This window comes from Bacillus sp. PK6-16, assembly GCF_056530295.1.
This window is the reverse complement of record NZ_CP096511.1, coordinates 3,676,315-3,691,575: the sequence shown is the minus strand read 5'-3', so window position 1 is coordinate 3,691,575 and position 15,261 is coordinate 3,676,315. Positions and strand designations below refer to the sequence as shown.

General features: G+C 33.8%; 15 protein-coding genes and 2 pseudogenes. 12 read left to right on the top strand and 5 right to left on the bottom strand.

Going from position 1 to position 15,261, the window contains the following annotated elements; genetic code table 11:
* The 3 genes from M1D66_RS18835 (at position 1) to M1D66_RS18825 (ending at position 3,437) form a co-directional block, all read left to right on the top strand.
* Positions 1-1,551, top strand: coding sequence for a solute symporter family protein (locus M1D66_RS18835; RefSeq protein ID WP_153595207.1), 1,551 nt, complete (start codon positions 1-3; stop codon positions 1,549-1,551).
* Between the two features lie 193 nt (positions 1,552-1,744).
* Positions 1,745-3,094 (top strand): aspartate aminotransferase family protein, encoded by a 1,350-nt coding sequence (locus tag M1D66_RS18830; protein ID WP_000850966.1) that lies wholly within the window; start codon positions 1,745-1,747, stop codon positions 3,092-3,094.
* 64 nt (positions 3,095-3,158) lie between these two features.
* Positions 3,159-3,437, top strand: a complete 279-nt coding sequence (locus tag M1D66_RS18825) for a DUF3986 family protein (RefSeq protein WP_000362149.1) — start codon at positions 3,159-3,161, stop codon at positions 3,435-3,437.
* Between the two features lie 62 nt (positions 3,438-3,499).
* Here M1D66_RS18825 and M1D66_RS18820 read toward each other — a convergent pair whose 3' ends face one another.
* Positions 3,500-4,663 (bottom strand): cation:proton antiporter, encoded by a 1,164-nt coding sequence (locus tag M1D66_RS18820; RefSeq protein WP_000393889.1) that lies wholly within the window; start codon positions 4,661-4,663, stop codon positions 3,500-3,502.
* Between the two features lie 331 nt (positions 4,664-4,994).
* Between M1D66_RS18820 and M1D66_RS18815 the strand changes: the two genes are divergently transcribed.
* The 3 genes from M1D66_RS18815 to M1D66_RS18805 all read left to right on the top strand — a co-directional run bounded on the left by M1D66_RS18815 (position 4,995) and on the right by M1D66_RS18805 (position 9,089).
* Positions 4,995-6,668 (top strand): ribonuclease J, encoded by a 1,674-nt coding sequence (locus tag M1D66_RS18815; protein WP_000645618.1) that lies wholly within the window; start codon positions 4,995-4,997, stop codon positions 6,666-6,668.
* A gap of 93 nt (positions 6,669-6,761) precedes the next feature.
* On the top strand, positions 6,762-7,592 hold the full coding sequence (locus tag M1D66_RS18810) for a MerR family transcriptional regulator (RefSeq protein ID WP_000925935.1): 831 nt from the start codon (positions 6,762-6,764) through the stop codon (positions 7,590-7,592).
* 141 nt (positions 7,593-7,733) lie between these two features.
* On the top strand, positions 7,734-9,089 hold the full coding sequence (locus tag M1D66_RS18805) for an MATE family efflux transporter (protein WP_000388389.1): 1,356 nt from the start codon (positions 7,734-7,736) through the stop codon (positions 9,087-9,089).
* A gap of 35 nt (positions 9,090-9,124) precedes the next feature.
* On the opposite strand, the gene M1D66_RS18800 is transcribed toward M1D66_RS18805, so the two are convergent.
* Complete coding sequence (locus tag M1D66_RS18800) at positions 9,125-9,790, bottom strand: DUF421 domain-containing protein (RefSeq protein WP_000923924.1); 666 nt, start codon at positions 9,788-9,790, stop codon at positions 9,125-9,127.
* Between the two features lie 161 nt (positions 9,791-9,951).
* Between M1D66_RS18800 and M1D66_RS18795 the strand changes: the two genes are divergently transcribed.
* From M1D66_RS18795 to M1D66_RS18780, 4 genes and pseudogenes are all read left to right on the top strand, one after another.
* The gene (locus tag M1D66_RS18795; protein ID WP_242554693.1) at positions 9,952-10,530 is read left to right on the top strand and encodes a YdcF family protein; all 579 of its coding nucleotides are present in this window, start codon (positions 9,952-9,954) and stop codon (positions 10,528-10,530) included.
* Positions 10,531-10,678: 148 nt separating this feature from the next.
* The gene (locus M1D66_RS18790; RefSeq protein WP_000678055.1) at positions 10,679-10,996 is read left to right on the top strand and encodes a magnetosome magnetite crystal formation protein family; all 318 of its coding nucleotides are present in this window, start codon (positions 10,679-10,681) and stop codon (positions 10,994-10,996) included.
* Positions 10,997-11,145: 149 nt separating this feature from the next.
* The gene (gene nfsA, locus M1D66_RS18785; RefSeq protein WP_001002390.1) at positions 11,146-11,880 is read left to right on the top strand and encodes an oxygen-insensitive NADPH nitroreductase; all 735 of its coding nucleotides are present in this window, start codon (positions 11,146-11,148) and stop codon (positions 11,878-11,880) included.
* Between the two features lie 87 nt (positions 11,881-11,967).
* A pseudogene (locus M1D66_RS18780) lies at positions 11,968-12,401 on the top strand (DJ-1/PfpI family protein).
* A 346-nt stretch (positions 12,402-12,747) separates the two neighbouring features.
* On the opposite strand, the gene M1D66_RS18775 reads toward M1D66_RS18780, so the two are convergent.
* The 3 genes and pseudogenes from M1D66_RS18775 to M1D66_RS18765 form a co-directional block, all read right to left on the bottom strand.
* On the bottom strand, positions 12,748-13,473 hold the full coding sequence (locus tag M1D66_RS18775; RefSeq protein ID WP_479831908.1) for a sulfite exporter TauE/SafE family protein: 726 nt from the start codon (positions 13,471-13,473) through the stop codon (positions 12,748-12,750).
* A 221-nt stretch (positions 13,474-13,694) separates the two neighbouring features.
* Positions 13,695-14,296: pseudogene (locus tag M1D66_RS18770) on the bottom strand (MFS transporter); the annotation flags it as partial.
* Positions 14,297-14,437: 141 nt separating this feature from the next.
* A complete protein-coding gene (locus M1D66_RS18765) occupies positions 14,438-14,557 on the bottom strand; it encodes a YjcZ family sporulation protein (protein ID WP_000120179.1) in 120 nt (39 codons plus the stop codon).
* Between the two features lie 232 nt (positions 14,558-14,789).
* Here M1D66_RS18765 and M1D66_RS18760 point away from each other — a divergent pair, with 232 nt between their 5' ends.
* Positions 14,790-15,008 carry an aspartyl-phosphate phosphatase Spo0E family protein gene (locus M1D66_RS18760; RefSeq protein WP_000291689.1) on the top strand — a complete coding sequence of 73 codons (219 nt, stop codon included), beginning with the start codon at positions 14,790-14,792 and terminating at the stop codon, positions 15,006-15,008.
* A 52-nt stretch (positions 15,009-15,060) separates the two neighbouring features.
* On the top strand, positions 15,061-15,249 hold the full coding sequence (gene hfq / locus M1D66_RS18755; protein WP_000400664.1) for an RNA chaperone Hfq: 189 nt from the start codon (positions 15,061-15,063) through the stop codon (positions 15,247-15,249).
* Positions 15,250-15,261: the final 12 nt, after the last annotated feature.

The following is a 15,261-nucleotide window of genomic DNA, read 5'->3' as shown; positions in this document are numbered from 1 at the left end:
TTGAATACTACTGCATTTGCACTATTTTTAATTATTGTTCTTGGTACGCTCGTCATAACCTATTTTGCATCGAAAAAAACGAAAAATGCGAGTGAATTTTATACGGCTGGAGGGGGATTAACTGGTTGGCAAAATGGTCTGGCCATTGCTGGAGATTACATGTCTGCTGCTTCATTTCTCGGTATAGCCGGAGCAATCGCATTAACTGGGTTTGATGGATTCTTTTATAGTATCGGTTTTTTAGTTGCTTATTTAGTTGTACTATATCTTGTTGCAGAACCACTTAGAAATTTAGGAAAGTACACTTTGGCGGATATGATTGCAGCACGCTTTGACGCGAAAAAAGTTCGCGGAGTTGCAGCTCTTAATACGATGACGATTTCTATCTTTTATATGATTGCACAATTAGTTGGCGCGGGTGCACTTATTAAGTTATTATTAGGGATTGAATATACGACATCTGTATTAATCGTTGGAACACTTATGACGGTGTATGTTATTTTTGGTGGTATGACAGCAACGAGCTGGGTACAAATTGTAAAGGCTGTATTACTTATGGCTGGTACGTTTATTATTTCTGTTATCGTTTTCGCAAAATTCAACTTCAGCGTGACTGAAATGTTCGCTCAAATGAAAACAGCTACCCCTTTAAAAGATTCATTTTTAAATCCAGGTGTAAAGTATAAGGATGGTCTTGATACACTGTCTTTAAATTTAGGACTAGTACTTGGTACAGCTGGATTACCACATATACTTGTCCGCTTTTTTACAGTACGTGATGCAAAAACTGCACGTCAATCTGTCGTATATGCGACGTGGTTAATTGGTGCATTTTATATTATGACGATTTTCTTAGGATTTGGTGCGGCAGCGTTTGTAGGAAATGCAGCGATTATTAAAGCGAACCCAGCTGGTAATATGGCGGCACCTTTATTAGCCAAAGCGTTAGGTGGAGACTTCTTATTTGCTTTCGTATCAGCAATTGCTTTTGCAACGATTTTGGCTGTAGTGGCAGGTCTTGTATTAACAGCAGCATCAGCATTCGCTCATGATTTTTATAATGAAATCATTCGCAGAGGGAAATCAACGGAAAAAGAGCAAGTATCTATGGCTCGTTATGCATCTATTGGAGTAGCGATACTATCTATCATACTTGCATTATTTGCCCAAACATTAAACGTAGCATTTTTAGTATCATTAGCATTTGCAGTTGCAGCGAGTGCAAATCTACCAGTGATTTTATTTACAATATATTGGAAGCGTTTTAATACAACGGGTGCTATTTCTGGTATGATTGTGGGTCTCGTATCAGCTATTGTTCTCGTAGCGTTGAGTCCGAATGTTTGGAACCCTGTAGCTGGAAAAGCTATTTTTGTTGGGGAAGCGATATTTCCATATACGACACCAGGAATTATTTCAATTCCGCTCGGATTTCTTGCAGCATATTTAGGAACTGTTTTATCTAGTAAGAAAGAAGATGCAGCGAAATTTGATGAAATTCTCGTAAAATCTAATACTGGTCACGGTATTAGCGATGCGTCTTCACATTAAATAAAAGAGGAGCTTTTCGATAGATAAGAAAAGCTCTTTTTTCTTTTGTCATTTTCTTGTAAATATTACTGAGTTGTAAGTAGGATTTGTCTTAATTTTGTGGAATGAAAATATAGTAGGGAGAAATTTAAGTCATCATGGCACCAGCGCAGCTTTTGTGAAAAATAAGTTGTTATGGAAGGTGGAAGTAATGATGAAAACGAAGCAAACTGATGAATTATTAGCAAAAGATGAGCAATATGTTTGGCACGGAATGCGTCCCTTTAGTCCAAATAGTACAATGGTAGGGGCAAAAGCTGAAGGGTGCTGGGTTGAAGATATACAAGGAAAAAGATATTTAGATGGTATGAGTGGCCTTTGGTGTGTCAATAGTGGATATGGAAGAAAGGAGCTCGCAGAAGCGGCTTATAAGCAATTACAAACATTATCATACTTTCCAATGTCACAATCCCATGAGCCAGCTATAAAGCTTGCTGAAAAGTTAAATGAGTGGCTTGGGGGAGAGTATGTTATTTTCTTCTCAAATAGTGGTTCAGAAGCGAACGAAACAGCTTTTAAAATAGCAAGACAATACTATGCTCAAAAAGGTGAACCACATCGTTATAAATTTATGTCACGTTATCGTGGGTATCATGGGAATACAATGGCGACAATGGCAGCGACGGGACAAGCGCAGCGTAGATATCAATATGAACCGTTTGCTTCAGGTTTTTTACACGTAACACCACCGGATTGTTACCGTATGCCTGGGATTGAAGGGCAGCATATTTATGATGTAGAATGTGTGAAAGAAGTCGATCGTGTTATGACGTGGGAATTAAGTGAAACAATTGCCGCTTTTATTATGGAACCAATTATTACAGGCGGGGGCATATTAATGCCACCACAAGACTATATGAAAGCTGTTCATGAGACGTGTCAAAAACACGGTGCCTTGCTTATTAGTGATGAAGTAATTTGCGGTTTCGGTCGTACAGGAAAAGCATTTGGGTTTATGAATTATGATGTGAAGCCAGATATTATTACAATGGCAAAGGGCATTACGAGCGCATATTTACCATTATCTGCAACAGCTGTGAAAAAAGAAATATATGAGGCTTTTAAAGGTAAAGGAGAATATGAATTCTTCCGCCATATTAATACATTTGGTGGAAATCCAGCAGCTTGTGCATTAGCACTTAAAAACTTAGAGATTATGGAAAATGAAAATTTAATCGAGCGATCTGCGCAAATGGGTTCCCTTTTATTAGAGCAACTAAAAGATGAAATTGGGGAACATCCGCTTGTTGGGAATATTAGAGGAAAAGGCCTATTAGTTGGAATTGAATTAGTAAATGATAAAGAGACGAAAGAGCCAATTGATAACGACAAAATTGCAAGTGTTGTAAATGCTTGTAAAGAAAAGGGCTTAATTATAGGACGCAATGGTATGACAACAGTAGGGTATAATAACGTCTTAACATTAGCACCGCCGCTTATTATTTCAAGTGAAGAAATTGCCTTTGTTGTTGGAACGTTGAAGACGGCGATGGAACGTATTTAATAAATAGAGAGAGGAGCGAGCTTTAATATAAGGCTCGCTTTTGTTTAGTAGGAGGGGACTTTTAATGGATAAATATGATCCGAACAAACATTATCACATCGGATATTATGAAGACGGATATGATTTAGAAGTGACGGCGTACAAAAGAATAAATGAACCAGTTTGGGATGCTTATCTTCCGCACTATGAGGCAGACGATTTTTATAAGAAAGTGGAGGAAATGAAACTGGGTGAATATATAGATGATTATGGTATTAAGGTGTATTCATTTAGTAATGATATCAATGATGAAGAAGCACGAACTATTTTTGAAAAATGGTTAAAAAAGAACGAGATTGTTTAAAGATAAAACAAAAAGGAGATTGCTATCTTATAAAATAGCAATCTCCTTTTATTATAGTAAACTTATTTACTTGCTTTCATTGCTTTATCTTTTGCACCAAAAGTGTATTTTAACATTGGTGGTGTAATCATTGTAGTTAAAATAACGACAATAACGATTGCTGTAAAGTAATCTTGTGCCAATAGACCTGAAGAAAGTCCTGTTCCTGCAATGATAAGTGCAACTTCACCACGAGAAACCATTCCAGCACCGATAATTGCAGAAGACTTAGCGTCAAATCCAGTCATTCGTGCACCGAATCCACAGCCGATTAATTTCGTTAATACAGCGATAACAGTTAATGCTAAGATGAACCAAATTTGATTGCCGATACCGTCAAATGTAATATTCATACCGATACTAACGAAGAATACTGGAACGAACATAGCGTAAGCAATTGGTTCTACTTTCTTTTCTACTTCATGTTTGTAGTTTGTTTGAGAAATTGCAATACCAGCAGCGAAAGCACCGATAATACCAGCAATTCCTAATAATTCGCCGAAATATGCGAATGAGAAACAGATGATAAGGGCCGCGCTCACGATAGACTCAGATACGCGCAGTGGTGATAACCAGCGCATAATCGCAGGAACACCTTTCCATCCGATTAAAATAATAGAAGCGAAGAATACTACTTTCTTCAAGATAACCATTGTTAAGTTAACATCATCAGTACCTAAGAAGCTCATTGCAAATGCTAATAAAATAACGACAAGAATGTCATCAAATACAGCTGCGCCTAGCATAGTTGTACTTTCACGTGTTTTCATCTTTCCTAAATCGCGAAGTGTTTGAACGGAAATACTAACACTTGTCGCACATAAAAGTAATCCTAAGAATACAGCGTTTCCTTGTTCCATTCCCATAATAAGGCCGGAAACGTAACCACCTACGAATGGAAGAATGATACCTCCGAGTGCAACTGCTAAAGAAGAATTACGATTTGCGTTTAATTCTTCTAAGTCTGTTTCAAGTCCAGCCATAAACATTAAGAGAATAACCCCGACATTACTTAATTGAGTTAGAAGCTCTGAATTTTCAATCCAACCTAATACAGCTGGACCGATAACGATACCGACAATTAATTTACCTAGTACAGAAGGTTGACCTAATCTAACACTAAGATCACCAGCAAGCTTTGTACTTAATAAAATAAGTGCAATTTGAAAGAAAAATTCGAATTCCATCTGATCCTCTCCTCGTCATTTTTAATTTTATCATACGATTTCTCGGAATTTGCCTAATGAAAATATGTAAAACCCATTAAACAAAAGGGTCTTATTACAAGTTCTTTTGAACTCGTAATTTGAACCTGTAATTAATATATAATAGATTTTATAAAAAATCAATGAAAAAATGGGAGCTTTTTGAGGAAGAAGCTGTCTTATTGGGATATAGGTGTAAGAGTAGTGTGTGAATTTTATATGTATAAAATAGTATGAAGTCCTTTTCCATTACAAATAATAAATTCTACATACTATTTCACGAACTATAACTGTGAAAGGGAGGATTTATAATTTGAAGGCATTAAAAAATAACTTGTCTATTGTTGCTTTAGGTGGAGTAAATGAAATAGGAAAAAATATGTATGCTATCCAATATGAAAATGATATTGTCGTCATTGATTGTGGATCTAAATTTCCAGATGAAAGTTTATTAGGGATTGATTTAATAATTCCAGATGTCACATATTTGCAAGAAAATAAAGAAAAAATTCGCGGTTTAATAGTAACGCACGGGCATGAGGACCATATTGGCGGAATACCATATTTTTTAAAACAACTAAATGTACCAATCTATGCAACAAAGTTAACGTTAGGTTTAATTGAAATTAAATTAAAGGAACACAATCTTCAAAATGATACGGAATTAATCGTTATTCATTCAGAATCAGAAATTGATTGTGGTTCTATTAAGGCAACTTTTTTTAAAACGAACCACAGTATTCCGGATTGTCTCGGTATTGTTTTTCATACACCAGAAGGTACTGTAGTACATACAGGTGATTTTAAATTTGATTTAACACCAGTAAATAATCAACATCCTGATATTCATAAAATGGCTAAAATAGGAAGTGAAGGTGTACTAGCTTTATTATCTGAAAGCACAAATGCAGAACGCCCAGGTTTTACTCCATCAGAAAGGTCAGTAGGAGAACGGATAGAGGAAATATTTATGAAAGCAAATAGAAAAGTAATTATTTCTACGTTTGCTTCTAATGTGAATCGTGTTCAGCAAATAGTTGAAGCATGTATAAAAACAAATCGAAAACTAGCTTTGCTAGGGAGAAGTATGGTAAATGTAGTAGAGGTTGCTCTAGAGAAAGGTTATTTACATATTCCAGAAGGTATGTTGATTGAAGCAAATGAGGTAAATCGTTTAGATCCAAAGCAGGTTGCAATACTTTGTACAGGAAGTCAAGGAGAACCAATGGCAGCTTTAGCGCGTTTAGCTAGTGGAAACTATAGACAAGTGGATATTTTACCAGAAGATACGGTTATTATAGCCGCGACCCCTATCCCAGGAAATGAACGTAACGTTTCTCGAATTATCGATAATTTATTTGCATTAGGAGCAAAGGTGATTTACGGATCAGGTAGTTCTACTGGAGTGCATGTATCCGGTCATGCATATCAAGAAGAGTTGAAGTTAATGCTTACATTAATGAAGCCAAAATATTTTATTCCAATTCATGGAGAGTTTAGAATGCTACATCACCATAGTTTGTTAGCAGAATCAATTGGTATTGAAAAGGAAAATATCTTTATTGTACGTAATGGAGATGTTGTAGATATAAGTAATGAAGTGGCAATTCAATCTAGAAGAATACAGGCAGGAAATATATATGTAGATGGATTAGGAATTGGAGATGTTGGAAATGCATTATTACGTGATCGTAAACAACTTTCAGAAGATGGAATGCTCGTTATAGTTATTACTTTTAATAAAGTGGATGGAGAAATAATTTCAGGTCCAGATATTATTTCTCGTGGATTTGTCTATGTCCGTGATTCAGAAGAATTTCTAAGAGAATTAAATAAATTAGCTGTTATTACGATTAATAATTTAAAGAAAGAGAATGTGAATAGCTGGGGTATTTTGAAAAGGGAGGTAAGAGAAGCATTAGGGAAGTATATATATACAAATACAAAACGAAAGCCGATGATTCTTCCTATAATAATAGAGGTTTAATAGTAAAAAAGAATTCTCGTATGGGAATTCTTTTTTGTTTTGAAGAGAAAATGAACATATAATGAAATAAATAGAAATGGAAGGAAATAAAAGATGTTATTAAATAAACGTTTTACAATTGGAGAAATGGCGAAAATGCATAATATCGCAGAATCTACATTAAGGTATTATGATGAAAAAGGAATTTTTCATCCGTCCATTGTGGATCCTCAAACGAATTATCGTTATTATACAATCGATCAATTTTCACTGTTAGATACAATTAAATTTTTACGCCAGTTAAATATTCCGTTAAAGGAAATTAAGAAATATATTGATGAAAGAAATCCAGCATACGCACTCAATTTACTGGAAAAACAACAAGAGATGATGCTGAAGAAACAAAGAGAAATTGAGTATGCTTTGGCGAAAATGGAGCACAGAATTCATTTAATTAAGAAAGCAACAAAAGCAAAAGCTGAACAAATGGTAATTAAAGAGATTCCGCAGCGAAAAATTACAGCAATTGCGGTTGCTCCAAATACGACGGATGATATGTTTGAGTACTACATCCATTCGTTACAAAAAAATATGAGGCAAATGGATGATAGTTTATTTTCTGGAGATATTGGTGTAACTGTTGCGAAAAAAGGATTAATGCAAAATGAGTTTCAAGCATATAGCAGTGTATTTATTCTTTTGGATTATATGCCGTATGAAGTGCATACTTCAGATGAAATTAAAGAAGGTTTATATGCTTGCTCTTATCATCATGGACCGTATGAAGAAACAGATGCAACGTACAAGGAGTTACTTACATACATTGATAAAGAAGGTTACGAAGTACATGGAGATTCGATTGAGATTGGATTGATTGATTGGTCTGTAACAGAAAATCCAGAGGAGCAAGTAACAGAAATTCAAATTCCTGTAGTAAAAAAATAAGATGAAAACCTTTGAATTGATTACAAATTTACATTCATTAGTATAAGTCAGTTACCTGTTTTTTAATTCTCTCTTGACCTTCAAGTTACTTGAAGGTTTAAACTAAGAAAAGAGAGTTGAAAAAAAGGAGCATATTAGAGTATGGAAGCAACAGAAAAATTAAGAGAAAAACCGATAAAAAGCTTATTTATTTCTTATTTAATACCAGCCGTTCTTGGAATGGTATTAATGTCAGTGAATATTGTAATTGACGCGGTCATGATTAGTAGAGGAGTTGGGGCGAACGGTTTAGCAGGAGTGAACGTGGCTATTCCAGCATTTTCGATTTTCTTCTCTATTTCATTATGGATCGGAATGGGCGGGGCAACGTTATACTCCATTGCATTAGGCGAAAATAAACGAGAAAGAGCAAGGTCTATTTTTACTCAATCCATGACGGTAGCAGTTGTTATCGTAGGGATTTTAGCAGCGATTTGCTTATGGAGAATAGAAGATTTAGCATACTTATTTGGTGCAAATGAAGTGATTCTACCATATGCGTTAGACTATTTACACGTATTATTAACATTTGGAATGATATACGTTTTAGAAAATATTTTAAGTACATTCATACGAAATGATGGAAATCCTAATTTAGCAATGGCTGGTCTTGTTGTAACAGCTGTATTAAATATAGTGTTTGACTATATCTTTATTTTTATCTTTGGATGGGGCGTAACAGGTGCTGCTTCAGCGACTATTCTTTCGGCAGCGATTGGTTTCCTTGTATTATTAACTCATTTCTTTAGAAAAAGTAGTATTTTAAAGTGGACGAAATTCCATTTTGAATGGGATACTGTCAAACAAATTATGGTGATTGGTTTCCCAAGTTTTACAGCAGAAAGTACGGTTGCAATCGTAACGATTGGTTTTAATATCGCATTCGTCCAATATGCAGGAGAAGTAGGAGTAGCTTCCTATGCGATGGTGAATAGTATTCATGCAATGACATTACTATTATTCTTTGGTGTTGGAGCAGCATTACAGCCAATTGCTAGTTTCCATTATGGGGCAAATTTATCAGAGAGACTTCGTGAAGGATTGAAGTTTGCTGTGAAAATTGCAGTTGTCCTCGGAGGCATTGCGATAATTGTCGGATTATTCTTCGGGAAATATATCATTGGTTTATTTGATGTTCAATCTCCAGAATTATTGGAGTTAACCTTAACAGGTATTAGCTTATTCTTTATCCAATACGTATTTTTAGGTTATAACATTGTGTATGGAGAGTATTTCCAATCAGTGCGACAAACGAAGAAATCAGTACTTATTATAATGAGCCGAGGATTACTATTTATTATTCCATTGTTATGGATTATGCCGAAATTATTTGGTATAAATGGAATTTGGCTCGTTATGCCAGTTGCTGAAGTAATGACAGCAATTATCGTATTTACGATGAATCGCATGAAACATCCTGTGCCATTAAATATGGCAGGAGAGAAAGAAGCGATATGATGAAGAAAATCCCCTTAAGCAATTAAGGGGGTTTTTTATTCCTTTAAACTAATCGCAAAAGATCCATCTGTTTCTTGAACAGAAGCAAAGGCAACGTTTTTAATATTTGTAATTCCTTTTTCTTTTAATTCTTTATATAACCATTTTTCATCTTTATGTATTAACTTTAAGTTATCGTATTGAATTTGTGAATCGACGATAAGTGCAATTGGTAATCCAGCATACTTAACTTCTATGTTTAAATCTTTTGGAGTTAATGGTACAAGTTCTCTTTTTGGTAAAATACTAATAGCGCCGTTCGCTTCTAAAATAGCGTATTCAATTTCATGAACACTTGGATATCCTGCAACGCGAAGATTAGAAAGTAGTTCTGCAATGGGGTATCTACTTTTTTGTAAGTTCTCAAAAATAATATCACCATGTTTAATTAAAATGATAGGGTGTCCAAGAATAAAACGATTTAGTTTGTTGAATAGGCTTAATTTTGTAAGAAGTAAATGTAAACATGTGATAACAACCATACCGAGAAATGCTTGTAAAGCACCAGAGACGGGTATGGCCTGGAAAGCTAAATAAGATAAAAAGATTATAGCCCCAAAATCATGAGGAGTTAGTTGTGCTAACGCGGATTTACCGAGTAACTTAAGCGATAGTAAAAATAAGATAAAAAAGAACGACACGTTACATAAAAAGAGAAGCAATAGAGACACTCCTTCGTGTAAAGTTGTACTTACTATTCCCGAAAGTAATATAAATATTACCTTTCAGAGGATAAATTAGGGTTTATTGGAATCTGTCTGTATACAAACAAATAAATGGATATTATCATGAAGGAAGTAAAAGAAAATAGGAGTATATGAATATGAGAAAGAAGAAAATAATGAAGGGCATTTTAGTTGTTATAATGATTTGCGCCGTGTATGCGGGGTTTTTACAATATCACATTTATAAGCATGGGCATATGAATGCAACCTACGATGCTGATTACATAATTGTACTAGGATCGAAAGTAAATGGGACGAAACCATCTTATTCATTGCAATATCGTATTGATAAAGCAGCTGAATATTTAAAATTACATGAGAAAACAATCGCTATCGTATCTGGAGGACAAGGAAAAGGCGAAGACATTTCAGAAGCATTAGCAATGAAACAAGGACTAATAAAACAAAATATCGCAGAAGACCGCATTATAATGGAGGACAAATCTACGAGTACAGATGAGAATATTACATTCTCAAAACCGTTAATTCCAGCCGATATGAAAAAAGGTATGATCGTAACAAACGATTTTCACATGTTTAGAGCGAAAAAAATAGCGGCCAAACAAGGTTTACAATTAGAAGGTCTTCCGGCAAAAACACCGAAACCAATCATCATTCCATCGAATATAAGAGAATATTTAGCAATTACACAGTATTGGTTTATGAATCGAATATAGTGAAAGTGATCCCGTCTGAAACTTCAGGCGGGATTTAGTTTGAGGGAAATCTTACAAATATGTCACGTTCGTGAAAGGTAAAGCGATAGTTTCTAGAATGAATTCCTGACATAATGAAGGTAACAAAAACTATTTAGAGGTGAATCGGATGAAAGGAAATAATATTTTATCTTCGTTATGTTACTTTAGTATCTTTTTTGCACCATTTTTACTACCAATTATCGTGTACTTTGTTGCAGAAGATGAAGTGAAGTATCACGCGAAAAAAGCATTTTGGTCACATGTTTTCCCATACGCAATCTTATTTGGAGGACTAGCAGTATCAGGCATGTACGGTTTAGGTTTCAATCAATCTGACGGTGCTGGAATTGGAATGGCTATCACATATGCAGTGTTCATTCTTGTAGGAATTTACTACTTCATTTGGAATATCGTAAAAGGTATTAAAGTTTTGAAAACGGCGTAATAAGATAAGTATAATTTCATTTACCGTATCGATAAACGTTTTAAAAAAGAGTAATTCAAAAAGAATTGCTCTTTTTGTGCTTATAAGTTGTGAAAATTGAAAAAGATATGTTAATTTTTCATTATGAAGAGAAAAAAGGAGTGATTTTCATGAATGAGATCATACATAAGATGGAGCAACATGTTTCAGTTCGTAAATATAAAGAAGAATCAATTCCGAAAGATGTAGTAGAAAAGATGGTGCACGCTGCGCAACATGCAGCTTCATCACATTTTGTACAGGCGTATTCTGTTATATATGTAACAGATCAGGAATTAAAGGCTAAACTAGCAGAGCTATCCGGAAATCGTCATGTGAAGGACTGTGCAGCATTTTTTGTTTGTTGTGCAGATTTAAAACGACTTGAAATTGCATGTGAAAAACATAGTACAGAGATAAAGCATGAGGGAGTAGAAGACTTTATCGTTGCGACGGTAGATGCTTCGCTTTTTGCGCAAAACTTAGCACTAGCAGCAGAATCGTTAGGATACGGTATTTGTTATATTGGTGGTATTCGTAATAATCCGAGAGAAGTGAGTGAACTGCTTCATTTACCTGATAAAGTATATCCTGTATTCGGAATGACAGTCGGCGTACCAGATGAAGATCATGGAGTGAAACCACGTTTACCAGTAGCAGCAATCCTTCATGAAAATGGATATGATGAAAAGAAATATGATGAATTATTAAATGAATATGATGAAACGATGATCGCGTATTATAAAGAAAGATCATCAAACAAGAAAAACGTAACATGGACGGAATCAATGAGTTCGTTTATGTCTAAAGAAAAAAGAATGCATATGAAAGAGTTCTTAAGTGAAAAAGGATTAAATAAGAAGTGAGTAAAGAGGCAAACCTGTGATGTAGGTTTGTCTTTTTTGGAGGAGAAAGGTCATTGTCTTCGAATAAGTATAGAGGGGGGGGATAATATGAAAAAAGCTTTAATCTTTTTATTTGAGGGATTTGCAGAATTTGAAGTGAATATAGCGAGTTTATTTTTGATCATTTAGAAAATGAACAATTGTTATCTATCGTGAACGAATTACATAAGCAAAATAAATGGATAGCGGATATTTGTGCAGGAACATCTTTACTACATGCGGCTGGAGTGCTTAATAAGAAGAAATTCTCAACATCATTAACATCTGGTGAAAAATACTTAGCGCATTTACATGAATGGGAATATAAACAAAATAAAGATGTAACTGTTGATGGAAAAATAATAACAGCGGTAGGGTCTGCGTACGTTGAATTTGCTACTGAAATAATGAAGCAACTCAATTTATTTAATGAAGGTGAAGCGAAGGAGAACCTGCAATATTTTAAAAATGTAACAGAGATTTGTGATAAAACTTTAGTATAAGTGAATAGTTTGATTGTTAATACCTAAGCCCAGAAAGTTGTTTATTCTTTCTGAACTTAGGTATTTTGTTTGTTATCATATACATAGAAATAAAAATTAATAATTTTTTACAAAAGTGATAGAAAATGAGAATGAAATGCCAATAGTAAGTAAAAGCGGCATAATAGCCGCTTTTTATCGTTTTATTTAGTATTTGATTTGAAATGTTTATCTTATGAAAGAAAGATTATTGCTAATTGTAAACTGTCAATAAAGTTATTTAAGTTTTGATATGGAATACCCTGCCGGAAAATACAGCAATAATTTTGTTTGAACATATCTGTTATGGCGCAATCTAAAGCATCTTCTATAACAAGTTCAAACTTTCAATAAGAAGATAACCCCCTGTGCAGCTCAAAAGAATATACGTAAATATTTTAAAAATTCGTTGATTAAGCCATTTAAAAATAATTTGACCTATAAACAAACCTAAAAATACAATTGGAATGGCATAAAAACTTGATTCCCAAATGGTTTTGTTTGTGCCAGTAAAGAGTATTTGGGTTACTAGACTAATGAAATATATAAACAGATAAAAAGCTAATGTAGTTGCTCTTAACTTCTCTTTTTCAGTATTAGTTCCTGTAAAATAAAGTAACAGGGGAGGACCTGGCATACCGATACTTGTCGTTAAAAGACCAGATAATCCGCCAACTATGAAATCTCTAGATTGTGTTGCTCTAACCTTAACGTTGCATATTAGCAACAATGTTAATAGTAAGAGTAGGATGCTAACTGCTAATTTAAAAGTGTTTATGTTAACGGAAATGAAAATTAAAATGCCAAAAGGAACACCAACTATACTTCCAAAAATAAACCTTTTCAGTAGAACAAAATCAACGTCCATTCTTATTTTCCAAATGAGTGAAATGGAGATAATTAAAGATAAAATAATATTTATTTGTATAGCTTCTTGTGGTAGAAATAACATAAGTAAGAAAGGGGTTGCCATTATGGAAAAGCCAAAACCTGTACTTGCTTGCAAAATAGAAGCCACTAATATAATACATATGAAAATGAATGTGATACCCAAAACAGTCCTCCTATTTAATCAAGTTTAACTAGTTAAAGTCTATTATTTAAGTGCAATATTTCACAAACTTATTTGTATTTTAACATAAATATCTAGTTTTTTCTCAAATAGTGTTACCATATAAGGCTCTTTAACTAAAAAATCTGACTTGTATTTTTAAACAATTTTATTATGAGGAAACAAATAATGAGTGGGATCAAAATGTATTGATTATCATTAAATTATTCACTGAGATCCCCGCGGTAAAACAAGAACAGCCATATAAAACTTACAAAAATACAGCATGTAGCTAATAAACAGCCAATCATTTGAGGAGAAAGAATTTCTAACAGCCCTCCTGTAAAAAACATCGATAACTGAATAAGAGATCCGTAAATAGAATAATGGAATGAAAAACTTTACCTATCATATTTTCGTGTGTGTAAGTTTGAAGTAATGTCGTATCAAGTGGAACGATAATTCCTCCTGCTATACGCATACAGAATAAAGTAATGATACCGATAATAAGTTGATCGGATAGAATGAATCCGAGAAAGAAAATTCCTTGTAATAAGTAGGCCCAACCGAATACTTTTTTCATTTTTTCTTTATTATGGGATATATAAAGATTAACGAGAAGGCTTCCAATCATAAGCCCAGCCCCTTGAACCGTATATAAAATCCCAATGTTCGTATGGAAAATTTTTTCGGCATAGATCGTTAGAAGTAGTTGATAAGCGCCTCCAATAATCCCCCATGAAATGCCGACAAGAATTAATGTTAAAATGATTTTTGTTTGTAATATGTATGTATAACCACCTTTTATATCAGTGAAAAATGTTTCTTATTCCATAGTAAACAATATGTTGCTAGTTGAAATCGCAAATAAGAGGGATATAAATTCATACGAAAGTATGAAAAAAAACAGCTCATATTTGAGCTGTTTTTCTATAGTTTTTAGTTCATTTTTCAAGGATAGGATATATTAATATCCGTATCCGCCGCCACCCCAACAGCTACATCCGATGATGATTAGAAGGATGAATAGTACGATAAGCAAAGCAAATCCACCGCCGAAACCAGCGCAACTTCCACCATAACTCATATGTTTTCCTCCTTTTTAGTAAGTTAATCTATATGGTTCATGGACTACTATATACAGTATGTTTTTTGTATAGAAAACGAGCCAGTCTCATTTATAATTAGACAAATGCCTGTAGATTCATTAGGATTGCATGTTAGTGATTTGTAAATAAACCTTTACGTAATTCATAATTTAGGCATAAAAAATAAAAAATTGTAAAAAAAACCATTTTCTTATTTTTTTATGAGAGAATATGTACTATAATTTTACAAGTAATATTATGGGAAAAGGGAGTTTTAGTATAGAGATGGAGATGGGACAATTAAAAAATAAAATAGAAAACAAAAAGAAAGAGTTAATTCAACTTGTTGCGAGACACGGATTGGATCATGATAAAGTTTTGTTATTTAGCCGAGATTTAGATATACTAATTAATAAGTTTATGAATGTAAAAGACAAAGTGCATAAATAAAAAATTTATAGTTTTTTATATTAAGATGTTTCACGGAAAGGGGGGACAGTAATTGGAACATTTACAGGAAGAATTGTATAAACAAATAAAAGAAGAAAAAGGTACAGTTACAATTTTCTTAAAGAGTGGTGTTAGAATAATAGGAGAAGTTGTTGGAGTAGATAAATTTACAGTTTTAATCTTAGTGGATGGAAAACAACAGCTTATTTATAAGCAGGCTATATCAACAATAATGAAATAAGACACTCTTGTT

Excerpts from the sequence above, each read along its gene's own strand:
- M1D66_RS18830 (WP_000850966.1), top strand. The coding sequence starts at position 1,745 with ATGAAAACGAAGCAAACTGATGAATTATTAGCAAAAGATGAGCAATAT.
- M1D66_RS18825 (WP_000362149.1), top strand. The coding sequence starts at position 3,159 with ATGGATAAATATGATCCGAACAAACATTATCACATCGGATATTATGAA.
- M1D66_RS18820 (WP_000393889.1), bottom strand. The coding sequence starts at position 4,663 with ATGGAATTCGAATTTTTCTTTCAAATTGCACTTATTTTATTAAGTACA.
- M1D66_RS18810 (WP_000925935.1), top strand. The coding sequence starts at position 6,762 with ATGTTATTAAATAAACGTTTTACAATTGGAGAAATGGCGAAAATGCAT.
- M1D66_RS18805 (WP_000388389.1), top strand. The coding sequence starts at position 7,734 with ATGGAAGCAACAGAAAAATTAAGAGAAAAACCGATAAAAAGCTTATTT.
- M1D66_RS18795 (WP_242554693.1), top strand. The coding sequence starts at position 9,952 with ATGAGAAAGAAGAAAATAATGAAGGGCATTTTAGTTGTTATAATGATT.
- M1D66_RS18790 (WP_000678055.1), top strand. The coding sequence starts at position 10,679 with ATGAAAGGAAATAATATTTTATCTTCGTTATGTTACTTTAGTATCTTT.
- nfsA (WP_001002390.1), top strand. The coding sequence starts at position 11,146 with ATGAATGAGATCATACATAAGATGGAGCAACATGTTTCAGTTCGTAAA.
- M1D66_RS18765 (WP_000120179.1), bottom strand. The coding sequence starts at position 14,557 with ATGAGTTATGGTGGAAGTTGCGCTGGTTTCGGCGGTGGATTTGCTTTG.
- M1D66_RS18760 (WP_000291689.1), top strand. The coding sequence starts at position 14,790 with ATGTACTATAATTTTACAAGTAATATTATGGGAAAAGGGAGTTTTAGT.